Source organism: Paenibacillus silagei (genome assembly GCF_017874735.1).
GTDB classification, from domain to species: Bacteria; Bacillota; Bacilli; order Paenibacillales; family Paenibacillaceae; genus Paenibacillus_AQ; species Paenibacillus_AQ silagei.
This window is the reverse complement of the sequence record NZ_JAGGLV010000012.1, coordinates 69,037-92,251: the sequence shown is the minus strand read 5'-3', so window position 1 is coordinate 92,251 and position 23,215 is coordinate 69,037. Positions and strand designations below refer to the sequence as shown.

The 23,215-nt window shown below is 52.7% G+C and carries 22 protein-coding genes and 1 pseudogene; 14 read left to right on the top strand and 9 right to left on the bottom strand.

From position 1 onward, the window contains the following. The 3 genes and pseudogenes from J2Z70_RS18460 to J2Z70_RS18450 all read left to right on the top strand — a co-directional run. Nucleotides 1–219: pseudogene (locus J2Z70_RS18460) on the top strand (DUF2975 domain-containing protein); the annotation flags it as partial. A 10-nt stretch (nucleotides 220–229) separates the two neighbouring features. Continuing rightward, nucleotides 230–445, top strand: a complete 216-nt coding sequence (locus J2Z70_RS18455) for a helix-turn-helix domain-containing protein (RefSeq protein WP_036729893.1) — start codon at nucleotides 230–232, stop codon at nucleotides 443–445. A 29-nt stretch (nucleotides 446–474) separates the two neighbouring features. After that, nucleotides 475–1,248 carry a DUF817 domain-containing protein gene (locus tag J2Z70_RS18450; protein WP_209875706.1) on the top strand — a complete coding sequence of 258 codons (774 nt, stop codon included), beginning with the start codon at nucleotides 475–477 and terminating at the stop codon, nucleotides 1,246–1,248. Here the strand turns inward: J2Z70_RS18450 and J2Z70_RS18445 are convergent. Then, nucleotides 1,211–2,347, bottom strand: a complete 1,137-nt coding sequence (locus J2Z70_RS18445; protein ID WP_209875705.1) for a saccharopine dehydrogenase family protein — start codon at nucleotides 2,345–2,347, stop codon at nucleotides 1,211–1,213. The genes J2Z70_RS18450 and J2Z70_RS18445 overlap by 38 nt on opposite strands. Before the next feature lie 123 nt (nucleotides 2,348–2,470). Between J2Z70_RS18445 and J2Z70_RS18440 the strand changes: the two genes are divergently transcribed. After that, complete coding sequence (locus J2Z70_RS18440; RefSeq protein ID WP_209875702.1) at nucleotides 2,471–3,532, top strand: LuxR C-terminal-related transcriptional regulator; 1,062 nt, start codon at nucleotides 2,471–2,473, stop codon at nucleotides 3,530–3,532. A 129-nt stretch (nucleotides 3,533–3,661) separates the two neighbouring features. Here J2Z70_RS18440 and J2Z70_RS18435 read toward each other — a convergent pair whose 3' ends face one another. The 5 genes from J2Z70_RS18435 to J2Z70_RS18415 form a co-directional block, all read right to left on the bottom strand. Then, nucleotides 3,662–4,204: an NADPH-dependent FMN reductase gene (locus J2Z70_RS18435; RefSeq protein ID WP_036729889.1), complete on the bottom strand. Its 543-nt coding sequence runs from the start codon at nucleotides 4,202–4,204 to the stop codon at nucleotides 3,662–3,664. Between the two features lie 196 nt (nucleotides 4,205–4,400). Next, the gene (locus J2Z70_RS18430) at nucleotides 4,401–5,351 is read right to left on the bottom strand and encodes a 2-keto-3-deoxygluconate permease (RefSeq protein WP_209875701.1); all 951 of its coding nucleotides are present in this window, start codon (nucleotides 5,349–5,351) and stop codon (nucleotides 4,401–4,403) included. Nucleotides 5,352–5,356: 5 nt separating this feature from the next. Next, nucleotides 5,357–6,814 carry a glycoside hydrolase family 1 protein gene (locus tag J2Z70_RS18425; protein WP_209875699.1) on the bottom strand — a complete coding sequence of 486 codons (1,458 nt, stop codon included), beginning with the start codon at nucleotides 6,812–6,814 and terminating at the stop codon, nucleotides 5,357–5,359. 28 nt (nucleotides 6,815–6,842) lie between these two features. Further along, nucleotides 6,843–8,750 (bottom strand): beta-glucoside-specific PTS transporter subunit IIABC, encoded by a 1,908-nt coding sequence (locus tag J2Z70_RS18420; protein ID WP_209875697.1) that lies wholly within the window; start codon nucleotides 8,748–8,750, stop codon nucleotides 6,843–6,845. A gap of 140 nt (nucleotides 8,751–8,890) precedes the next feature. Next, nucleotides 8,891–9,721 (bottom strand): PRD domain-containing protein, encoded by an 831-nt coding sequence (locus J2Z70_RS18415; RefSeq protein ID WP_209875695.1) that lies wholly within the window; start codon nucleotides 9,719–9,721, stop codon nucleotides 8,891–8,893. Between the two features lie 348 nt (nucleotides 9,722–10,069). On the opposite strand from J2Z70_RS18415, the gene J2Z70_RS18410 reads away from it, so the two are divergent. Then, the gene (locus tag J2Z70_RS18410; protein WP_036729879.1) at nucleotides 10,070–11,116 is read left to right on the top strand and encodes an aromatic ring-hydroxylating oxygenase subunit alpha; all 1,047 of its coding nucleotides are present in this window, start codon (nucleotides 10,070–10,072) and stop codon (nucleotides 11,114–11,116) included. A 114-nt stretch (nucleotides 11,117–11,230) separates the two neighbouring features. Here the strand turns inward: J2Z70_RS18410 and J2Z70_RS18405 are convergent, their stop codons facing one another. After that, complete coding sequence (locus J2Z70_RS18405) at nucleotides 11,231–11,836, bottom strand: histidine phosphatase family protein (protein WP_209875693.1); 606 nt, start codon at nucleotides 11,834–11,836, stop codon at nucleotides 11,231–11,233. A 178-nt stretch (nucleotides 11,837–12,014) separates the two neighbouring features. Then, nucleotides 12,015–12,983: a quinone oxidoreductase family protein gene (locus J2Z70_RS18400; RefSeq protein WP_209875691.1), complete on the bottom strand. Its 969-nt coding sequence runs from the start codon at nucleotides 12,981–12,983 to the stop codon at nucleotides 12,015–12,017. Nucleotides 12,984–13,159: 176 nt separating this feature from the next. Between J2Z70_RS18400 and J2Z70_RS18395 the strand changes: the two genes are divergently transcribed. Further along, a complete protein-coding gene (locus J2Z70_RS18395) occupies nucleotides 13,160–13,615 on the top strand; it encodes a MarR family winged helix-turn-helix transcriptional regulator (RefSeq protein ID WP_209875689.1) in 456 nt (151 codons plus the stop codon). A gap of 47 nt (nucleotides 13,616–13,662) precedes the next feature. Further along, nucleotides 13,663–14,040, top strand: a complete 378-nt coding sequence (locus J2Z70_RS18390) for an ArsR/SmtB family transcription factor (protein WP_342593024.1) — start codon at nucleotides 13,663–13,665, stop codon at nucleotides 14,038–14,040. Nucleotides 14,041–14,060: 20 nt separating this feature from the next. Here the strand turns inward: J2Z70_RS18390 and J2Z70_RS18385 are convergent, their stop codons facing one another. Then, nucleotides 14,061–14,471 (bottom strand): MarR family winged helix-turn-helix transcriptional regulator, encoded by a 411-nt coding sequence (locus J2Z70_RS18385; RefSeq protein WP_245368339.1) that lies wholly within the window; start codon nucleotides 14,469–14,471, stop codon nucleotides 14,061–14,063. Between the two features lie 172 nt (nucleotides 14,472–14,643). Here J2Z70_RS18385 and J2Z70_RS18380 point away from each other — a divergent pair, with 172 nt between their 5' ends. The 7 genes from J2Z70_RS18380 to J2Z70_RS18350 all read left to right on the top strand — a co-directional run bounded on the left by J2Z70_RS18380 (nucleotide 14,644) and on the right by J2Z70_RS18350 (nucleotide 23,194). Beyond that, nucleotides 14,644–15,615 (top strand): aldo/keto reductase, encoded by a 972-nt coding sequence (locus J2Z70_RS18380; RefSeq protein ID WP_209875686.1) that lies wholly within the window; start codon nucleotides 14,644–14,646, stop codon nucleotides 15,613–15,615. Between the two features lie 171 nt (nucleotides 15,616–15,786). Beyond that, a complete protein-coding gene (locus J2Z70_RS18375) occupies nucleotides 15,787–16,452 on the top strand; it encodes a TetR/AcrR family transcriptional regulator (protein ID WP_209875685.1) in 666 nt (221 codons plus the stop codon). Then, nucleotides 16,445–17,725 (top strand): MFS transporter, encoded by a 1,281-nt coding sequence (locus J2Z70_RS18370; RefSeq protein ID WP_209875684.1) that lies wholly within the window; start codon nucleotides 16,445–16,447, stop codon nucleotides 17,723–17,725. The genes J2Z70_RS18375 and J2Z70_RS18370 overlap by 8 nt, the downstream gene beginning before the upstream one ends. 3 nt (nucleotides 17,726–17,728) lie before the next feature. Further along, a complete protein-coding gene (locus J2Z70_RS18365) occupies nucleotides 17,729–20,047 on the top strand; it encodes an ABC transporter permease (RefSeq protein WP_209875683.1) in 2,319 nt (772 codons plus the stop codon). Between the two features lie 9 nt (nucleotides 20,048–20,056). Beyond that, the gene (locus J2Z70_RS18360) at nucleotides 20,057–20,815 is read left to right on the top strand and encodes an ABC transporter ATP-binding protein (RefSeq protein ID WP_209875682.1); all 759 of its coding nucleotides are present in this window, start codon (nucleotides 20,057–20,059) and stop codon (nucleotides 20,813–20,815) included. 74 nt (nucleotides 20,816–20,889) lie between these two features. After that, a complete protein-coding gene (locus tag J2Z70_RS18355) occupies nucleotides 20,890–21,603 on the top strand; it encodes an ABC transporter ATP-binding protein (RefSeq protein WP_036729857.1) in 714 nt (237 codons plus the stop codon). After that, nucleotides 21,596–23,194, top strand: coding sequence for a hypothetical protein (locus tag J2Z70_RS18350; protein WP_209875681.1), 1,599 nt, complete (start codon nucleotides 21,596–21,598; stop codon nucleotides 23,192–23,194). The genes J2Z70_RS18355 and J2Z70_RS18350 overlap by 8 nt, the downstream gene beginning before the upstream one ends. The last annotated feature ends 21 nt before the right edge of the window (nucleotides 23,195–23,215 follow it).

The window sequence follows — 23,215 nt, the reverse complement described above, 5'->3', positions numbered from 1 at the left end:
AAAACAATCAAGCACTGCGCAGTGGCCATCAGCGGGATATTCGTTATAGGTATGCCGCTGTTCTATCTGATGGCGGAGAAGGATGATGCCCCGGGGATCATCGTCATCGGGATGATCCTTATTTTTGCCTCGCTGGTCATTGCCGTGTTCGCGGCAGTTCTCCAGAAGCTTTTGAAAGACGCTATTGAACTGAAATCTGAAAATGATCTGACAGTCTGAGGTGACGACCATGGCGATTATAATCAACATTGATGTCATGCTGGCTAAGCGGAAAATGAGCGTAACCGAGCTTACGGAGCGGGTGGGAATTACGATGGCGAACCTGTCCATTCTGAAGAACGGCAAGGCCAAGGCGATCCGCTTCTCAACGCTTGAGGCGATATGTAAGGCGCTGGACTGCCAGCCGGGAGATATTCTGGAATACACAGCGGATGCTATAGAATAATGGGCACCGGGAGCGGGGAGGGAACGGTATTGAGAGTCATGACACGGCTGCTGCACTTCGGGTATCATCAGGCGATGAGCTGTATCTTTCCTGTAGCGATCTTTGGAACGTTAATCCTGACCCGCACAATCGAGCTGCCGTTCATCCACCGCTATGATCTGATTCTGCTAATTCTGCTTACTGTGCAGTACCTGATGTACCGGAGCGGGCTGGAGACGCTGGATGAGCTTAAGGTCATTTGCGTGTTTCATGTAATTGGACTGGTGCTGGAGATGTATAAAATAAAAATGGGCTCCTGGGCCTACCCGGAACCCGGTTATGCGAAGCTGCTCGGTGTGCCGCTGTACAGCGGATTCATGTATGCCAGTGTGGCCAGCTACATGTGCCAGATCTGGCGCAGACTGAAGATGGAGTTGACCGGCTGGCCGGGTCTTGCCGCTGCGGGACTGCTGGGCGGAGCGATCTACCTGAACTTCTTCACCCACCACTATATTCCGGATTTCCGCTGGTGGCTGACAGCCCTTGTAGTAGTGGTATTCTGGAGAACCTGGATCATCTACCGGGTGCAGGGCAAGACCTACCGGATGCCGCTTGTGCTGGCTTTTGCCATTGTGGGGTTCTTCATCTGGCTGGCCGAGAATATTGCGACCCTCCTGGGAGCGTGGCAATACCCGGACCAGCACGAGAGCTGGCATCTGGTCGGCTTCGGCAAGATCAGCTCATGGTTCCTGCTGGTGATTATCAGCGTGATTATTGTCGCCCAGCTTAAGCATGTGAAGGCCGGGCGGAGCGCGTCCAGATAGTCAGTCCATCCAGCGGGTAACGGAAGGAGGGCCCGGTTCCGCCGGAGGCGGAAGGGATTAGCGAACATTGTTCCCCGTTGGAATCAAGGGAGAATAGCTGTTCAATGTGATAGACACCGGGAGACGGTGCTGACTCATAGAGTCTCAAGGCGACTCCAGCAGCCGTTGCCGCTGTGATGGATGCTTCATGTACGCCTGTGATTCCGTATTCTCTGGAGGCGGGTATACCGTCCTTCATGCCACAGGCATCGACTTTGACCGCGTAGCGCTCGGACCCGAAGCGGAAGCGGGTGAACGCCTGGACCGCGAGGTTGCGGAGCGTCCGGTTACGCAGCAGACGGGAGAGTCCGGTGCGGCGCAGCAGCGCTGCGGCTGAGGTCATGCTCCGTGAATCGAAGCAGAGCCGGGTCGAGACAGAAGGTACGGCAAGGGTCTGAGGCAGAGTCATCTGATCCGAAAAAGGAAAACGGTAGGCTCTATGCGTCCGCAGAGCAAACCCGAAATCCGCCGTCTTAGCCTCCGTGAAGCTTGAGGCGGTGCGCGGTCCGCCGTGTTCGGTAATCTCGAAGTCGGCTCCAAGGTTGTCCACCGTCCACTCCATAGCCGCCTGTCCATGGCTGTCACCCAGTCCCAGCATGATCGAGATGTCGATCTGCTCTGTATGGTCCAGCTCCTGGACAGCCCGTGCCGCAAGCAGGTTCGTTAACCCCGGTGCGAGGCCGACACTCAGCACTGCCGCCGCCTTGAGCTTATGCTTCACAGGGTCGAGCTTTTGCAGCATAGTCAGGAAGTCTCCGCTTGCCGAGACATCTACATAATGGGTGCCGCTCTGGAGGCAGGCTTCGGCCAGCCGGGTGTCCTGCTGATCCAGACACATGACGACCAGCTTGACCTTCCCCAGCAGCTCTGGGGGAAGCGGCTTCTCTGCCGACAGGCGCAGCGGCTTCACATATCCGCCGGTACTGCGGGAGAATTCCTCGGCCTTGTTCAGGTTTCTTCCTGCCGCGTAGACCTTGCCGGGGTGCTGTGCCCCGAGTAGCCGGCATATCTGTGACCCGACATGCCCGTAGCCGCCGATTACTACAATATCTGTTTTCATAAGTATTCCCGTCCTTCGTGGTGGATTGCAGAATCTGCGGTATAATTAACGTTACGTATCATTATCCTGCTAAGGCGGGCGGCAGACTATCCCACATTTGTGGGATTTCGGGGAGGACAGAAGATGAACAAGGGAGTACATAGCCTATTACAGCTTGACCCTGTCCGGGGTGGTCCGGTTCTGGATTCACAGCAGTACCGCGAAGCGGTAATTGCCAGGCTCCGCCTGCTGGTTCCGTTCGCTGCGGCCTGTTGTACGACAGTAGACCCGCACACGCTTTTAACCACAGGGGCAGTCACGGAGCAGGGACTTGAAGAGGTTCATCCGCTATTGTTCGAATATGAATATCTGCATGAGGATTATATGAAGTATGAGCAGTTAGCGGTGTCGGATATTCCGGCAGTCTGCTTAAGCGGAGTGACCGGGGGAAGCCTGGAGAAAAGCGCGCGGTACCGCAAGGTGCTGCACCCCGCCGGATTCGGGGATGAGCTGCGCGTAGCGCTGCGCACAGGCGGGATCTGCTGGGGGTTCCTGACCTTATTCCGTCCGCTGGGCCAGCCGGCGTTTCAGGAGCAGGAATGCGCCTTGTTGGCTTCGGTAGCTCCGCTGATCGCTGAACGTCTGCGTGCGTATGCCTCCGTTCTGCCGGTATCCGGAGCGGATCGGGCAGTGCCGGAGGATAACGGTATTCTGGTGCTGAGTGAGCGGCTGGTCCCGGTCAGTGCGAATGCAGCAGCCCGTTATTGGCTGAAGCAGATCTGGAACCTGGAGCAGCTGGAAGAAGGGCAGCTTCCAGGCCCGGTGCGTGCCGTCTGCCTGCGGGTGCTCGGCGCGAAGAAGCCCGCCGGAGCCGGGACTTCTCAGTCAAGAATAAGTCTTCCAATCGGAGACGGGGAGTATTTGACAGTTACCGCAAGCCTGCTTGGCGGCCCGCAGACACAGCTCGCCGTATCCTTGGTAAGTGCCCGCTCTGGCGATGTTTTCCGGCTGCTGGCCGAAGCCTTCGCCCTGACCGCGCGGGAGAAGGAGCTGGCAGAGCTGCTGGCGCTGGGGTTATCGACCAAGGAGCTGGCCGAATCGCTGCATATCTCCGCCTACACGGTACAGGATCATTTGAAATCCATCTTCGCCAAGACAGGTGTATCCAGCCGCAGAGAGCTGATCAGCCGGCTGCTTCCGCGATAAGGGTCGAGAATTACTTATGAGAATTACTAATGTAAAACAAATAAGGGGAATCTCCACAGCCTTTGGCTGGAGATTCCCCTTGCTTCATGTTCGGACTTGTATAGATCTGGAACTGCTTCGAATGAATTCTTACTGGCGCAGTGTCTTCAACGCGCCGCTCCAGGCCAAGACCTGATCCAGCATAGCATTGACATTGGCAGCATGCAGGTCAGCCGGCTTGAACACCGAGCCGTTCTCGAAGTCGGTGAACAGCGAGAGCAGCGGGTGGACACGAACATCGGCGACGGACAATTCGCCGAGAATACCGCGCAGATGCTCAGCAGCGCGGGCGCCACCGGCGGAGCCGTAGCTGACGATTCCGGCAGCCTTGTTGTTCCATTCTTCGCGGGCAGAATCCAGTGCGTTCTTCAGGGCACCGGAGAGACTGTGGTTATATTCCTGAACGATGAATACGAATCCGTCCAGGGTAGCCAGCTTAGCTGCCCAAGCCTGAGCTTCAGCGTAGCTGTCGCTCTCCCCGAGCAGCGGCAGCTTGAAGTCAGCAATATCTACGATTTCGTAATTAGCATCTCCACGGGCATCAGCGATCCCCTTCACCCATTCGCCTACCTGCGGGCTAACGCGACCCTGGCGTGTGCTTCCAAGAATAATTCCGATATTAAGTGTTGTCATTGTAATTCCTCCTCAAATTTTGTTTTCCGTAATTTGTTTTGCTTGATATGTTTTTTATTATAGCTGATAACTTTAATAAAGCAAGTGAAATTTTGAAACCTAGTTAAATTTTTAGCTAAAAATTAAAGCGGCCCAATCGCAGACCCGAATCTGGGAAGGCAATGGACCGCAATTGGTATTATGTCGCTGGTTGCAGCTAATGGCCGGCTTCGGCCGAGTTCACTTTTCCAGCCAGCCGTTTAACCACATAAGGTATGGTGATGGAAGTCAGGATGACAGTAAAAGCAATCTGTGCTATAGCTGTATCCGCATATGGTGCATAAGCTGGGTTAAAACTGGCAGCTATCCCGGGCACAACCATCGATAGACCGGCGACTGAACAGGTAGCCGCCGCTGCATACCCCGGGCGTTTTAACAAGTGACGGTCAATCATAACCAGCGGCAGCAGACAAAGCAGGAAGAAGAGTAAGGTTAGCAGCAGGCCGGATAAGCTCGACCGGAAGGCCAGGCTCAGGTTGATGCTAGACCCGAAGCTGATGCCGAGGAATGGCAATAGGATCACTGTTCCCGGAGCAAACATCCTCTGAAGGTTAGCATCAAGATTGCCAAGCAGTATACCTACGGCAAAAGGAAGCAGCGTGGCCGCCACGCTAAGATAATCAATCCCTGCCCCGCTGGCCGAGTTCAGAATCATGACCGGAATGACCGGAACGGCGATCAGGTTCAAAATACCAAAGGCTCCCTGATCCATTTCATCTCCGTAGGAATTCATCAGCGCCAGGTAAAGGCCCGGATTGCAGCTAGTCAGCACTGCGATGAAGGCAATAGCAGAAATACCGGCAAAGCCCTCGATGCCGAATCCATAAACGAATGCCCATCCAAACATCCAGGCGATCAGGATTCTTGCCAGAACATGCACCCCGGCGCGCTTCAGTGTAGCAGGGAGCAGGCGGAGGTCCAACTGCGTCCCGGATACAAACAGGATCAAGCCGATAAGCACCATCGTTCCTCTGGAGGTAAACAGAGCGGTTGTAGGATCACCAATGCCGAACAGCTGCGGAAACACCGTGTTGACTGCGGCTGCCAGCAGCATGGGGACGATGAGCAGACCGCCAGGTATTTTTTGGACAGACCGTAGTATATTCATACTGCCTACAGCTCGGCCCCGTTCGTCCGGATAACATTCTGATACCAATAGAAGGAATCCTTGCGGGTTCTCTTCATCGTCCCGTTGCCGTAGTCATCCTGATCCACATAGATGAACCCGTAACGTTTGCTCATTTCCGAGGTAGAAGAGCTGATCATGTCAATCGGCCCCCACATGGTATAGCCTATCATTTCGACACCATCCTGAATGGCCAGCCCCATCTGTTCGATATGTTTTCTCAAGAATTCAATGCGGTAAGGGTCGTTCACAGTGCCGTCAACATTCACCTTGTCGTAGAAGCCGGAGCTGTTCTCCAGAATGAATACCGGTTTGTGGTAGCGGTCATACACCAGATTCAACGTATACCGCAGCCCAACAGGGTCGATCTGCCAGCCCCATTCATTTTCAGGCAAATGCGGGTTTTTATATACACTGTGTACGTTGCCTGCGGTCAATTCCAATTGCTCCGTATCGCTGCTGGAAATCATAGAATTGTAGTAGGACATGCCGACGTAATCTGCCGTATGTGTACGGATGCTATCCAGATCGCCATCCTCGATGTGCAGCGTGATATTTTTGTCTTTGAAATACGTCTTGGCGTAATAAGGATACTCGCCCAGGTTCAAGACATCGAGGAAGAACTGGTTTTTCATCTGGTCATCCTTCTGCATCTGGAGGGCATCCTCCGGTTTGCAGGTGTACGGATAGGTCGTGAAGTAAGCGACCATGCTGCCGATTTGGTTACCCGGATCAATCTCATGCGCCAGTCTGGTCGCTCTAGAGGCTGCCACGAACTGATGGTGTAACCCCTGGAACAGCATTTCCTCATAATTCGGTGCATCGTATTCGATAATTCCGAGCGTTTTTGCTCCGGCTTTGACACTCATATTGATCTCATTGAACGTCACCCAATACTTTACTTTGCCCTTGTAACGCTTGAATAACACCTCGCAGTAGTTGACATATAAGTCCACCAGCCTGCGGTTATACCAGCCGCCGAATTTGTCAATCAGCACGATCGGCGTATCGAAATGGCTAATGGTGATCAGCGGCTCCATGCCGTGCTTCAGGCACTCCTCAATCACCTGATCGTAGAATTGCAATGCCTTCTCGTTCGGGGCGGAATCGTCTCCGCCCGGGAATACCCGGGCCCATGCGATGGAGTAACGGAAGACCTTGAAGCCCATTTCGGCGAACAGAGCGATATCCTCACGGAACGTGTGGTAAAAGTCGATGCCGCGGCGTTTTGGATATTTAACCGTATCCGGATCGTTTTTGGCCTCTTCAATCATCTCGCGGTTAATCTTCATCTGCTTGGTTACTTTACGATCGTTATTGGAGTTGAATTTCATCACATCAGGAATGGTCAGGCTCTTGCCGTCTATATTGTAAGCACCCTCCGCCTGACAGGCGGAGAGAGCGCCTCCCCACAGGAAGCCTTCCGGAAAAAGAGATTGTATCATGATATTGTTCCTCCTTGATTGGTATGAGTTATGGAATCAGTTTGAGCAATGCTCCGCTTTCTTGGATGGGACCGCTATCAGAGGCCGTCAGTACATCGGCGAACTGCTGCATATTGGTCACGACTATAGAGGTAATTGTAGGGTAGCCATCGGCAATAATTCCTTCGGAATCGAATTCCACCAGCAGGTCGCCTGCCTGAATGGATTGACCTTGCTCTACATAGGATTTGAAATGCTTGCCTTTCAGGCTCACCGTATTTACGCCGATATGAATCAGTATTTCCACGCCGTTCGCTGCTTTTAGCCCGATGGCGTGTTTTGTTCTGTACAATGCCTCAACCATTCCGTCAAAAGGTGCGTAGACTCTGCCTTCACTTGGCACGATGGCAATGCCTTTGCCCATCAGCTCCTGAGAAAAGGCTTGGTCCTCAACCTCGGCTAACGGCTTAATTTCACCTGTCATCGGACTGACGATCAGCATACCAGCGGTATCCGCAGCGCGGGATGCTGAAGGGGTGGCATCCTGAGCGGCTGCCGGCGAAGCGGCGTTCTTCTTAGCCTTCGTAATGGCTTGCCCGCCCGCATCTTCCTTGATGCCTGCGAGCAAGGTGAATACAAATCCCAGAACGACTGCTGCTATGGACCCGATCACAATGTAGACGTATCGGTCTGCTGTATACGTTCCCAGGGCCAAGACTCCCGGAAGGGCGATGGCATTTGCACTCGCATGAACAATACTGTAGAAACCGCCTACGATTCCGGCTGCCGCACACCCGGCAAAGAACGGCCGTTTGTAACGAAGATTAACGCCGTAAATCGCCGGCTCGGTAATGCCGAACAGGGCGGTGAAACCGCTTGACCCGGCTGCGGATTTCATCGTATTGCTCTTGGTGAGAACGAAAACACCGAAGGCGGCTCCCGCCTGGGCCAGGTTAGCTGCAAGAGAGGCCGGCAGCAGCATGGTCGAGCCTATGCTGGCAATCTGTTGAATCTGGATCGGCATAATGGCGTAATGCATGCCAAACATAACCATAATGGGCTTGAAGAACCCGAGAATCGTACCTGCCAATACGCCAACGGTTGCATACAGGTAGTTGATGCCGTCGGTCAGCCAAGTACCGATATAAGAGCCGATCGGTCCAAGTACGATCAGTTCCAGTGGGATCATGATGAACAATACAATCATTGGAGTTAAGAGCACCCGCAGAAACTTGGGAATGAATTTGTCCACTACAGGGTAGAGATAGCTCATGACCCACACGCCCAGAATGATTGGAATCACCGACGAGGAATATTTCATCAGCAGGATCGGCATGCCGAGGAAATCGATTGTTTTCACGCCGGTTTCGGCAATTTTGGCTGCGCCATCGAGAATCACGGGATGCATTAATCCAGCAGCAAGCGCAACGGCCAGATACGGATTGGTTTTAAATTTCTGGGCAGCACTTACAGCGATGAAGAAGGGCAGGAAGTAGAAAATCAGATCGCCAATCATATTGACGATGGACAGGAACCCGGAGCCTTCCATCCATCCTAGCGCTGCCAATACTGTAGCCACGCACTTGATCATACCGCAGCCGATCAAGGCCGGGAGCACTGGAGTGAAGATGCCTGCAATCGTCTCAAGGACCACATTTACCGGATTTTGTTTCTTTTTGGGAGCTGCATCCCCGTCTTCGCTCTGGAGGTTCTCCGAGGTGAGATTGCGCAGCTCAGCATACACAGCATCTACCTTGTTCCCGACCACCACTTGAACCTGCCCGCCTGCATTCTGCGCCTTCAGTACGCCTTCGAGTCGGTCCAGCGCCTTCAGATCGGCCTTTCTGTCTTCTTTAAGCACGAATCTCAGCCGTGTTGCACAGTGGGTGAGCGATGAGATATTACGTTCGCCGCCTACAAGCTCCAGTACGTTTTGGGCCAATTCCTTGTTATTCATGACCATTCTCCTTACATAAAGTAGTCTGGGAATAAAAAAATGACCAAGCCAAGGGAATCGTCATTCCCGTGTGCTTGGTCATGCCTGATCGAATCAGTAACAGTCCAATTCATAGTATGCAATTATCGGGCAGGGCCGGTCTAGTCGTTGGAGATTAACCTTTGAATGTGAAGAATCAGATACAGCTTCTCATCATTGGTGCAGCTCCAGCCGTAATTGTTCTGCAGGAATGCCGCGATCTTCTCCACACACTCCAGTTCACGCGGGAATTTCTCTGTTACCATCTCAAACAACGCTTCATTCTCTTTCTTCAGTGACTTGCCGCTCATCTGCCGCATGATGAAATAGCGGACATGGGTGGCGAAGCGCATGAAGTGAATGGACTCTTCCTCAAAATCAATTTTCAGCGCGTATTTGATGATGGACAGCATCTCGCCGGTAACGGTGGTAATTTTGGTTGTATCGCTCATTTCTCCAGACCCCACCTGGGCATTCACAAAATGTAAGGCAATCAGTGTCGTTTCGGCTGTCGGGAGGCGGACTTCCGCTGTAGCTTCAATTAACCGGACTGCAGCTTCACCTACACGGGTCTCATCCGGGTATAGGGTGCGCACTTCCCATTCCAGCGGATTCTTGATGGAGACACCTTCACGGGTACGGGCCAGAGCGAAGCTTATATGGTCAGAGAGAGTGAGCAGCAGATTGGTATTGAACGTCTTATGCAGAATGTCGCTGCCCATAGTAATGACTTCTTCCGCCAGATAGATATGCTCAATCGGAATGCTGTTCAACAAGTCGTACATGCGGATGTTTTTGGGAGCGACAAAGATTTTCTCCACCACCATATCGGTTTCAGTCAACTGATAGGGGGTCTTTGGGAAACCAACGCCCTTGCCAACCACAAACACTTCCTCATTGTTGTCATTAATAGCAATAGCTACATTGTTGTTCACTTTTTTGATGACCTTCATACATACTCACCTCCCCGCCAAATAAAAATGACCGAAAAGGATTACAAAAAAATGTAATCGTTTTCGGTCATGCCTGGTTGCCCAGTAACAGTCCGTGTAAGGAATATAACCTTATTATAATCAGCAGCTTCGAAAAGTCAATCATGCATTTTATGGGTATTAGAAATCAATTTATATGTCATTTTGCATAACATTGAATAGCTGATTTTAGGCTCGAATACAAAATATTCAGCGAAATAATTGATTGTCATGATGAAATTAGCTTAAAATACACTCAACAAGTCAGTTATTCTGACATATAATTAAGGAATCTTAAGTATCTATAATATATGGAGAGGTGGGGCAGCCATGATAGAGGAAAAGAAACGGCAGGCAGAGCTTGAGCTCCCGCGTGATTGCACCTTCTCGCCTGAAGACTGGCGTATTCTGGCCCAGTACTGGTATCCGGTGGCTACGGCAGCAGAGGTACAGGATCAGCCGGTGGCTGTGAAGCTGCTGGATATGAAGCTGGTATGCTACCGCAGCGGAGGCAAGGTGGTTATTGCCCGGGATCTGTGTTTTCACCGGGGAGCCCCGCTGAGTAAGGGATGGGTGGAGAACGGGGAGATTGTCTGCCCGTATCACGGGTTCCGCTATAATTGTGAGGGGAAATGTACTGCGGTACCGGCACATCCAAGCGCCAAAATCTCGCCCAAATTGAAATTGATTGTCTATCCGGCCATCGAACGCTACGGTCTGATCTGGACCTGCCTGGCAGATGCGCCGGAGCAGATTCCCGCCTTCCCGGCCTGGGATGATCCCGACTATATTAATATTCTAATCCCAAGCTTCGATATTGCCGGCTCCTCCGGGCGGCAGATGGAAGGCTTCCTCGATGTATCCCATTTCGCCTACGTGCATACGGCAACCTTCGGTGACCGCAATAATACAGAGGTTCCCCAGTACAAGGTGTGGCGTGAAGGGGAGACGGAGCTGGTGGCCGAATACTGGAGCACGGTCAGCAACTATGGAAAAGGGCAGGAGAATCCTGCGCCGGAAGGCTTCCAGTGGCTGCGGGAGTTCCGTGTATTCGCACCGTTCGCCGCTTCGCTAACTGTCTATTTCCCGGATGAGGGCAGGCTGAAGATTCTGAACTGTGCTTCTCCGGTGTCGGCCCGTTATACCCGGCTGTTCTGCCCGATCTCGCGGAATTTTGACAAGAACGCCCCCTTGGAGGATACGGTGAAGTTCAATCTGCAGGTGTTCCAGGAGGATGCGGAGATGGTGGAGTCGCAGACGCCGGAGGATCTCCCGCTGGATCTGCAGGCTGAAGCCCATATTCCGGCAGACCGCACCTCCATTGCTTATAGACAGCTGCTAAGCAGTCTAGGGCTGGGGCAGAATTATACGTCCTGAGCATTATTAACAGCACACGCCCGGCAGCAGAGAGCATAAGCTCGGCAGCCGGGCGTGTGCTGTTGTGTTGATTGGGTCTAGGCTGCCTGCGTAACGTCGAGTCCGCGGCAGCAGCTAGACCGTATAATTTTCCAGAGAAAGGCTCCATCTTCTGTCCACAAGCTCAATTCTGTGCAGGCTGGCATAGGAAGCCGGGAATTTACTGCCACGGTTATTCCAGTCGATCCCTTTGATGATGTGATAGATGATATTTATGACACCGCCGTGTGTAACAATAATTATGTTATCATCGAGGCTGCTGTCCGAATGCTCTTCGCAGAGCCGGGTGAAGGTCTCTTGAATCCGGGTGAAGAAATCGAGCGGACTCTCTCCGTCAGGGTAACACTCGTCCATCCGCAGTCCTGAGAAGTATAAGCCGGGGTACCGTTCATTGACGATTTCGTTCGGCATACCGGCGATCACACCATTGTTCATCTCCCGCCAGTCCATACTGCGCTCTAAGGGTAACTCCAGCTCTCTTGCCAGCTCGCCGGCTGTATCCAGCGCCCGCTGCAAATCGCTGCTAACTATACGTTGTATAGGGAATGAAGCCGAATTCTCTCTCAAAAAACGGCCAAGTTTCTCGGCTTGTCGGTAACCCTGGGTATTCAGCCCCCGCTGGCTCCATCCGCCGCGATATCCTTCGTCATCCTTGCCGTGTCTTACCAGATATATCGCCAACTGCTCCTCGGCCCCCTGTTCTATGATGCGTAAGTATGATTCCTTAAAAGGTTCCTTCAAAAAGGATATCCTGCTAAGTCTATCACTTACTTTCCAGAATGTTCAAGAACAGAAGTTACAGTAGGAGTAACGTAGCTTGACAATACCCGGACATAGCTTGCTTGGAGGGTTCGGGAAACTACTTGTTGTGCGGCACGAAGACAATACGCTGCTGACTGCCCGGCGGAGTCTTCCATACTTGTTCAATTTGAGATAACGGATAAATGATAGGGTTCGCTGTAAGTTGACCCTCTGCAATCGCTTGGATCAACGCCGGGAATTCGGCCAGATATCCGGCAGGCGTGACGGACCCCTGGCCGCTGCCTATGATCTGGAAGTTGGCAGAGCGCAGCGCAGCAGAAGGAATCGCGGCATCCGCGCCTGCCATGGAACCGATCTGAATCCAGGTTAACAGCCGGCTGCGGTCGGACCGGCGGGTTAATATCGGGAGCATGGAGAGTGCAGCAGGCTCACCCCACAGATAGTCGAGAACGATATCCACTTCAGCTGAGGCTTCGCCGAGGTTCCGGGCCACTGCCCCGGGATCTCCGGTAAGCGATATGACTACATCTGCACCATACTGTGTAAGCGAACGCAGACGTTCCGGGTTCCGCCCGGCAGCGATGATCTGACTGGCTCCCATAAGCTTGGCGATCTGCACGGCCATTTGTCCAGAGTTGCCGGTAGCACCCAGAATGAGAACCTTGAACCCGGGCTTAGCCTGAACCCGGCGGCGGAGAGTTACCCAGGAGGACATGGCCGGATTCATCGCAGCGGCGATGAGCACGGGATCAGCATCTGCGGGGAGCGGGACAGCACGGCGAAGATCGATGAGGGTCTGGTCTGCGAATGATCCCAGGGCCGTATCGGTGGCTACAAAATAGACCAGCTTGCCATCCGGGAGCCGTCCCACGCCGTCAATTCCTGGGATTAACGGAAGTTCATCCGTACTCGTGTAGTGAGAACCATTGGCTTGTGCCCGGACCCGGAGATGTAATCCGGCAGCCAGCACATCCACCAGAGCTTCGTGTTCTCCTGAAGGTACCGGAGCTTCAACCTTTTCGTATTTCGGACCTGAATCGAATGATCTTACAATAGCAGCGTACATAAATAGGCCTCCATTTACCCGGATAGTTACCCGGGTGAGTGTTTTTGGTTTGTGAAACGAACTAAAAGGTTTGTAATACAAACAATAATAGTTTGTGTTACGTACAAAGTCAACGGCTGCTGTGGTACAATAGGAGCGAACAGGTCTGAAATATACAAAAGTGCGGAGTGAAATCAATGAGCGGTTACGATAATTCTTTTGATAAGCTGGATGATCTGTCGATGGTAGACAGCCTTGTGCAGCTATCCTTCCTGGTGCAGAATATCCTTGCCCGGATAGGCACGGAGCATGATCTGTCGATCATTCAGATCCGTCTGCTGGGGATACTGCGCGACCGGGAGCCGGGAATGCTGCAGCTGGCCAAGCATCTGGGCCTCGACAAATCCAGTATTACAGGGCTCGTTGACCGGGCGCAGCGCCGCGGGCTGGTAGAGCGTACCGTATCAGAGAGTGACCGGCGGGCATTCAATGTGAGGGCTACTCCGGCAGGCTGGAAGATTATTCACGAGGTCGGGGAGCAGATCGAGCGGCAGATTACGGCGGTAACCGATGGTCTTACCGGGGAGGAGCGGGCACAGATAATAGCCCTGGCCAGCAAGATTCTGGTCACTGCTCCAGGGATGAGCCGCTGAACGAAACGATAGGATTCGTGACGATGAAGCACATAGGAGGGATTTTCATGGATCAGGAGCTTATGAATGAGCTGGCATCTCAATTCAAGAATTCGCTGAAGGTGCTGAACGCGGTCGGTGCCGAGACCCGGCAAGCCATCCTGATGGCTTTGCTGCAAGGGCCGCAAGATCCGGGCATGCGTGTAGGCGAGATAAGAGGGATCACCCACTTTTCCCGTCCGGTCGTGTCCCATCATCTTAGAATATTGTTAGAGGCTGGAATTGTTAGCGTCCGAAAAGACGGCACCCGCAACTATTACCGGCTGGACTCCGGAAGCAAGCTGATGGTGCTCAAAAGCTTGGTGAGCGGGCTGGAGAAGGTTCTGGCACAATGTGAACAAAGCAGCGATTCTCCCGAAAGGGAAGAATTGCTGCTTGAGGACTAGGCTATTACTAATCTGAACTATTAAGGTGCTTTGGTCCGCTCCGCCAGCGCAATAATTGACTTCATATCCTGCTCAGTCAGCAGTGCCAGGAAGTGCTTGCGTATGGCCGTAGAGACTACCGGAAGTGCCTCATCCAGAACGGACCGGCCGGCGGGAGTAATGTTAATCTGGACACCCCGGTCGGTATCCAGCGGTTTTCTTTGTACCAGACCGCGCTTCTCCATCCGTGTCAGATGATGGGATAGCCTGCTCTTGTCCCAGTCCATGGAGTCGGCTAACTCCTGTTGGCGAAGCTTGCCCTCCCCGAACTGCACCAGTCTGTCTAATACTCCGAAATCACCCTCAGATAATCCTGTTTGCTCAGACATATCCTTCACAACACGGCCGAAGATTCGTTTGTAGGAGCCTTTCCACATATTCCAAATCCGCATTTCTTCTTCGTTTAATTCGTTCATATTATCCATAGAGGAATCATATCATGGTTGACGTATCAACCACAAGATGTTACTGTATATTTACAGGTTGACATGTCAACTAAGGAAGAGCTTGTTATTTAGGTTGATATGTCAACCAACATCCAGTATAAAGGAGTGTTTTTATTCTATGGAATATGTGAAGCTTGGAGTAAGCGGGTTGGATGTATCAAGGTTAAGTCTAGGAACTATGGGCTTCGGTGTGCCGGAACGCGGCAATACGCCCTGGTCACTGGATGAAGAGAGCAGCAGACCGATCATTAGAACAGCAATCGAATTAGGCATTAACTTCTTCAGTACAGCTAATATGTATTCAGATGGCACCAGTGAAGAAATACTAGGACGTGCAATCAAGGATTTTGCCCGCCGGGAAGAAGTTGTGCTGGCCACGAAAGTGTTCGTTCCCATGCGGAAGGGGCCGAATGCGATGGGTCTCTCCCGTAAAACCATAATGACCGAGATTGACCACAGCCTAAGACGGCTCGGAACAGACTACATTGACCTCTATCAAATTCACCGTTATGATCCGAATACGCCAATTGAGGAGACGATGGAGGCTCTGCATGATATCGTGAAGGAGGGTAAGGCACGTTATATTGGAGCATCTTCTATGCTTGCATGGCAATTTGCGAAAGCCCAGCATACTGCAGAACGAAATGGCTGGACCCGGTTCATCTCCATGGAGAATAGGCTGAACTTGCTCTACCGGGAAGAGGAGAGGGAGATGCTCCCGCTGTGTAAGGATCAGGGAGTGGGCATTACTCCCTATTTGCCATTGGCTGCAGGCCGGTTAACCAGGGATTGGGATCAGTTCACTGAACGTTCAGAGAAGGACCAGGTTGCCAAGGCGATGTTCGCAAGAACGGAAGAAGCGGACCGCAAAGTTGCACACAGAGTAGCAGAAGTTGCTGCTAACCGGGGGATTTCGCGCGCGCAAATCGCTCTGGCCTGGCTGCTGCACAAGCAAGAGGTTACTGCTCCGGTTATCGGGTCTACCCGGATCAGCCATCTGGAAGAAGCAGTAGCGTCACTATCTGTACAGTTAACACCTGAAGAAATCATCAGCCTGGAAGAACTTTATATCCCTCATTCATTACAATAAACCATACGGATCTATGAACGGACACCCTAGCGGTGTCCTGTTCTTGTTCTATCCAAGCATACTATGCTATAATCAATTACCGACAGACAGTCGGTCGGTGAATAATTAATTATAACTACATTTACAAGCACAGGCAGAATAATCCCAGCTTCACCATAAGGAGACATGACCATGAGAGTTGTAAAAGAAGCAGAAGCCCGCAGAAATGAGATTCTGGATGCAGCAGAGGAGCTATTCGGACAGAAGGGCTTTGACGGTACCAGCACGGGCGATATTCTGGGCAAGGTCGGTATTGCGCGCGGGACACTGTATTATCACTTCAAGTCGAAGGAGGATATTATGGACGCGCTGATTGAGCGGACGAATGCCACAATCCTTCATGCCGCGCAGCAGATTGCTGAAGACAAGAGCATCCCCGTCATTGAGCGGATTCTCCGTGCGGTCATGGCGCTGAACATCAGCAGCGGAGACGGCAGCAGCACGGAGATTATGGAGCATATCCACAAGCCGCAGAATGCGCTGATGCATCAAAAGATTCAGAAGGCGGTTATTCATGGCGTTCCGCCGATTCTGGCCTCCATCATCAGCGAGGGGATCGAGCAGGGGATATTCAATACGCCTTATCCGTATGAATGTATGGAGATGGTTGTGGTTTACGCCACCACCATTTTTGACCAAGATATGGTCGAAATGACGGAGGACGAGCGAATGTCACGCATTCTGGCCTTCATCGCCAATGTGGAAAGGCTGCTCGGTGCCGGGAGCGGAAGTCTGATGAGCGTGATGCAGATGTTCGGCGGCTCCGGTGGAGTGGAAGCGGGCAATGGTGATGAATAGATCCGGCACAGGCTTCGGCAGATTCCTGTTTTTGTGGTCAGGACAACTGATCTCAGCTATCGGCGGCGGGCTCACCGCGTTCGGGCTGGGGATCTATACCTTACAGCAGACCGGGCAGGCTTCGGCTATGGCACTGGTGACATTACTGGCATTCATGCCTTCCCTCCTACTCAGTCCAGTCGCTGGCGTGCTAGCGGACCGCTATGACCGCAGGCTGCTGATGGTGCTGGGGGATACGCTCTCTGCCTTAGGTCTGATCTATATTCTGGTCTGCCTGCTGAATGGAGATGCACAGCTGTGGCAGATCTGCTTAGGGGTGACTGTAAGCTCGGTATTCTCCTCGTTGCTAGATCCCGCCTATAAGGCTACGATAACGGATCTGCTTACCGAGGAGCAGTATACGAAAGCCAGCGGGTTTGTGCAGATTGCCGGCTCCGCCAAATATCTGATTTCGCCGCTCATTGCCGGGCTGCTGCTTACAGTCTCTGATGTGAAGCTGCTGCTAATTATCGACATCTGTACTTTTTTTCTAACCGTGCCTACTACGCTTGCGGTCCGCAGTGGTCTTACCTCCAAGAAGACGGAGCAGGCACCGGCCTTTATCCGCGAATTTCAAGAAGGCTGGAGAGCAGTCTCCGGGAATAGGGGAGTACTGGTGCTGGTGATTATGACCTCGGTCATGACCTTCTTCATCGGGTTCATCGAGACCTTGTCCATGCCGATGATTCTGGCGTTCTCCAGCAGTGCGGTCCTGGGGACGCTTGAGACGGTCATGGCATCGGGAATGCTGGTGTCGAGTGTCATTATAGGGATGCTGCATATACAAAAAAATTTCGTACGCATGCTGTCAGTGTCGCTTTTTTGCTCAGGAATCAGTATCGCCGTCTTCGGACTGCGTGAGAATATTGTGCTGATTGGCGCTGCCGGATTTATGTTTTTTGCCATGTTGCCCTTTACGAACACGGCCCTGGATTATCTGGTCCGCACCAATATTGACAATTCCGTTCAGGGGAGGGCCTGGTCATTGATCGGACTGCTCTCACAGCTAGGATTCGTGGCGGCTTATATGCTGGCAGGTGTGCTGGCAGACTACGTATTTACTCCCTTGCTGGTGAGCGGCGGAGTTCTGGCAGATAGTGTGGGGCGGATCATCGGCACTGGCAGCGGGCGGGGGATGGGACTTCTCATCATCATTGCCGGGCTGCTGTTAAGCGCTGCTTCGGTCATGATCTATCGGCTCAAATCCATTACAAGTCTTGAGAGCAGGGGGTAACGTATGTTTTACCGAATCATCCGCAGAGATATCCGTACAAGTAAGGGAATTACGCTCATGACTATGCTGTTCGTAGCAGCTGCAGCCATGCTCGTCTCTCTGTCAGCTATTCTGGTCGTCAATCTGAGCGGGGCCATCGATCATTTAATGACACAGGCGAAGACGCCGCATTTCCTGCAGATGCATTCCGGCCAGCTGGATCAAGCCCGGCTCAAGGCCTTTGCAGAGCAGAACAACAAGGTGGAAGATTACCAGGTGCTTGATTTCCTCAATGTAGAAGGCGCGAGGATTGTCATGGACGGGCATACGCTTGCGGACAGTGTTCAGGATAACGGCTTCAGCACACAAAGCGGGAAGTTTGATTATCTGCTTGATCTGGACGGGAATGTGATTGATGTACGGGGCGGCGAGGTGTATGTCCCGATCAGTTATATGAAGGATGGCTCCGTCAAGGCCGGAGGGAAGGTTACCGTGGGGGATACGAGTCTCACCGTAGCGGGGTTCCTGCGGGATTCACAGATGAACTCGCTGCTCGCTTCATCGAAGCGGTTCCTCGTCAGCACGGAGGATTATGCGGAGCTGGCGCAGTACGGAACCACGGAATATCTGATTGAGTTCAGATTGAAGGACCTGTCGATGCTGGGAGCCTTCGAGACCGACTATACCGCAGCAGGACTTGAGGGGAACGGTCCTGTGATTACATATCCCCTGTTCAGAGTGCTTAATGCGATCTCGGACGGGCTGATGATTGCGGTGATCCTGCTGGCGAGTGTGCTGGTCGTTATTATTGCTTTTCTATGTATACGGTTCACCCTCATGGCAACCATCGAGAGCGATTACCGGGAGATCGGTGTCATGAAGGCCATCGGCCTGCGCGTCTCGGATCTCAAAAAAATCTATCTGGCTAAATATGCAGCGATAGCAGCTCTGGGCAGTATCCTCGGCTTGGCATTATCGTTCAGCTTCAGAGGCCTGCTGCTTGAGAATATCAGGCTGTATATGGGCGAAAGTGCGCATCCGGCACTTGCTCTGGCCTGCGGCATCCTTGGCGTACTGCTCGTATTCCTCGTTATTGTTGCCTATGTGAACAGGGTGCTGAAGCGTTTCCGGAAGATTTCGGCGGTCGAAGCCATTCGTTTCGGTACATCCCAGCAGACCCGGACGGGCTCAGGGCGGTTTACCTTGAGCGGCAACCGGCTGCTGAACACGAATGTCTACCTGGGCGTTAAGGATGTTTTGTCCAGAAAAAGTCTATACGCAACCATGCTTGCGGTGCTCGTCATCTCTTCCTTCCTTATGATTGTGCCCCAGAATCTCTATCATACGATCTCCTCTCCAAGCTTCATTACATACATGGGCATCGGTGACAGTGATCTGCGCATGGATATCCAGCAGACGGACCATATTGCAGAGAAGGCCGCAGATATTGCGCGGGTGATGGAGCAGGATGTGATGATCTTCCGTTTTGCCATGCTGACCACTCAGGCGCTGAATGTGAAGCTGGACAATGGTGTCGTTGAGCGGATAAAGGTTGAGCTGGGTGACCATTCCATTTTTCCGGTTGCCTATGGTGAAGGACATGGCCCGGTTGCAGCGAATGAGATTGCCCTCTCCGCCGCGAATGCCAAGGAACTGGGCAAGCAAGCCGGTGATTCCCTGACCCTGCTCGTAAACGGAGAAGCGAAGGAGCTTACGGTATCCGGGATTTATTCGGATGTGACCAACGGCGGGAAAACAGCCAAGGCCACCTTCACCACGACTTCTGATCAGGCCATGTGGGCCGTGATTTATGCGGAGCTTGCAGATTCCATGCTAATCAGCAGCAAGGTGAGCGAATATGCAGAGCGGTTCAGTTATGCGAAGGTGTCCGATATCGGGGAATATGTGACGCAGACCTTCGGCTCTACCATTAGCTCAGTCGGTAAGGCTGCATGGGCTGCTCTAGCCGTGATGCTGGTCCTGAATGTACTGATTACACTCTTGTTCATGCGGATGCTGGTAGCTAAGGACCGTTACCCTATCGCCGTCATGAAATCGATGGGCTTCCGGAATTCCGATCTGACTGTACAGTATTATGCGCGTTCTATATTTGTACTGGTGACCGGGATGGTTCTGGGCACCCTGCTGGCGAACACTCTGGGGCAGATTCTTGCCGGGGCTGTGATCTCCTCCTTCGGGGCTTCGTCGTTCAAGTTCGTGGTCCATCCACTCTCGGCGTATCTGCTGTGTCCGCTAATCATGACCGGTTCTGTACTCATCGGGGCGGTTATCGGCACATCGGGCATCGGCCGAATTCAAATATCCGGCAATATTAAGGAGTAGATCAAGAAGATGAAGAAGATTATTTCAGGTGAAAATATAACCAAACAATACGGCACCGGCGAGGAGCAGCGCAAGGTGCTGGACGAAGTATCCGTCGATATTCACGAAGGTGAATTCGTCTCGGTGATGGGACCTTCAGGCTCAGGGAAATCCACGCTGCTGTTTGCACTGAGCGGAATGGACCGGATCGACTGGGGTCTGGTTACTTTTGAGGGCAGGGATCTGGGGATACTTGAAGAGGATGAGCTTGCGGATCTCCGCAGAACGGAAATGGGCTTCGTGTTCCAGCAGCCGACGCTGATGAAGAATCTGAACATCCTGGATAATATCATTCTGCCGTCGATGCGCGGCAACCGGCGAAAGGTTGCGGCGATTACGGATAAGGCGCAGCAGCTTATGCAGAAGGTGGGCATCGCGGAGCTGGCGAAGCGTGATATCACGGAGGCTTCGGGGGGACAGCTGCAGAGGGCTGGCATCTGCCGGGCGCTGATGGGCAGTCCGCGCATTATTTTCGGGGATGAGCCGACCGGTGCGCTGAATCTGAAGGCTGCCGAGGAGATCATGGACCTGCTGTCCGGGATCAATGAGGAAGGGACGGCCATCATGCTGGTCACCCATGATGCCACTGTGGCGGCCAGGACGCAGCGGATTATGTTCATGTGCGACGGCAGGATTGTCGATGAGATACGCCTGCCGAAATACAGCGGAGGGACGCTTGAGCCCCGCATGAACTTAATCACGGCCAAAATGCGGGAGATTGGGATTTAATATTGAAATGAACCATTAGCCCGGGCTGTTCGTATTATAGTTATTTGCTAACACCAAGGAAGAGGTGAGAGGAAATGCTGACGATTAGACATTTTACGAAGAGCTATAAGGGCGGCAAAAAAGCAGTAGATGATCTCAGTCTGGTAGTTGAACGGGGCGACATCTATGGCTTCATCGGCCATAACGGCGCTGGCAAGACCACGACTATCCGCGCTGTGGTGGGCGTGCTTGATTTTGAACAAGGGGAGATTGAAATTGACGGCATCTCAATTAAAAAAGATCCGTTAGCCTGCAAGGCGAAGCTTGCCTACATCCCGGATAACCCGGACTTGTACGATCACCTGACGGGGATTCAGTACCTGAATTTCATCGGCGATCTCTTCAGTGTATCGGGGGCCAATCGGGAGCGGCTGATTGGGCAGTACGGCGATGCCTTCCAGCTTACAGCGAGTCTGGGTGATCTGATCTCCTCGTATTCCCACGGCATGAAGCAGAAGCTGGCCATTATCTCTGCCCTGATCCATGAGCCGAAGCTGTTAGTGCTGGATGAGCCTTTTGTGGGGCTTGATCCGAAAGCGGCGCATACGCTGAAGACGATCATGGCAGATGTGTGCAGCAGAGGCAGTGCGATTTTCTTCTCCACGCATGTGCTGGATACCGCTGAGAAGCTCTGCAATAAGATTGCGATCATCAAAGGCGGACGGCTGATTGCCCATGGTAAGACCGAAGAGGTCAGGGGCGAGAACAGCCTGGAGGATGTATTCATGGAGCTGATCGATCATGATTAATGTCTGGAGATTAACGAAGCTGCAGCTGTTATCCTCCTTCGGCCTCAATAAAGCGCTGCATACGAAAGACTCTGCACAGAGACGGAAAGCGCTGCTGCTCAGCATCGCGATGATAGCCGGGATACTCATGATCGGAGCCGTGTCATTCGGCTACAGCTTCATGATGGCGCAGTCGTTCGAGCAGCTTGGGCGGATGGACTTATTGCTGGCAGTGATGATGGCGGTCACTTCGTTGGTCGGCTTCTTCACTACGGTCTATAAGGCAAGCGGGGTATTATTCAGTTATAAAGACTACGATATGATCATGTCCCTCCCGGTGAAGACCAGCCATGTGGTGGCGAGCCGGGTGCTTCAGCTCTATGTGATGAACCTGTTCTTCACACTGCTGGTCATGCTTCCGGCGGGGGCGGTGTATGCGATACATGTGAAGCCGGGCGTGCTGTTCTATCTGTTTTTCCTATTGACGCTCTTCTTCATTACTCTGTTGCCGATTATAGCGGCTACGCTTGTGGGCACCCTCATTAGCTGGGTCTCTTCCCGGTTCCGGGCGAGCAAAATCCTGAATATGATCCTCACGTTCGCCTTCATCATTATACTGATGTTGGGCTCGTTCACGCTCAATCAAGGCCAGCAGGCGATTGCAGATGTTGGAGCCGCCTTGGGTGATATGATCTTCAAGGTGTATCCTCCGGCTTCCCTGTACGTTGATGCGGTCTGCTCGTACCGGGTAAGTGCCTTGCTCTTCTTCATCGCGGTGTCTGTGCTGGTCTTTATGCTGTTCTCAATCCTGCTGGCGACCCGGTATAAGGCGATTCATACAGGGCTTATGACCAGCCGCGCAAGCCGCGGATATACGATGAAGCCGCTACAGGCTAATTCAGCCTTCAAGGCCTTGTATCTGAAGGAGCTTCGGCGTTATTTCAGCTCAGTCAATTATGTGTTGAACACAGGGATCGGCATGGTGCTGCTCCTGATGATGTCCATTTCCTTATTATTCGTTAGCTCAGAGCAGCTGGGAACCATTCTTGACATCCCGCAGCTGTCGGACTCCCTAAGTACGCTGAGTCCGCTGGTGATCTCTCTGTTTGTTGTTCTGAGCTGCACCACGGCCTGCTCCATTTCGCTGGAAGGAAATCATCTGTGGATCTTGACCAGCTCGCCCGTGCCCAAACCGGCGATTGTATTCAGCAAGGTGGCGGTGAATCTCACCATTACGTTACCCATTACAGCTGTAAGCTGGGGGCTGCTGGCCTATACTCTTCATGCCGGATGGATGGAAAGTATATTAATGCTGGCCGTTCCGGTAATCTATGCCTGCTATTCTGCCCTGCTGGGCGTTATGGTGAACCTGAAGCTGCCCAAGCTGGACTGGACCAGTGAAGTTGCGGCGATCAAGCAGAGTGCGTCGGTGCTGGTAACGATGGTTATCGGCGTTCTCACGCTGGCTGTTCCCGCCGTACTATTCATGCTTCTTCCTGGGATGGACGGAAATCTCATCCTGCTGGGATACTGCATTCTAATGGCAGCGGTCTGCGCCGGCATGTACAGATATATCCAGATCAACGGGGAACGGTTATTTCAGAAGCTGTAGCTGCTGAAGAAACCACTCTTG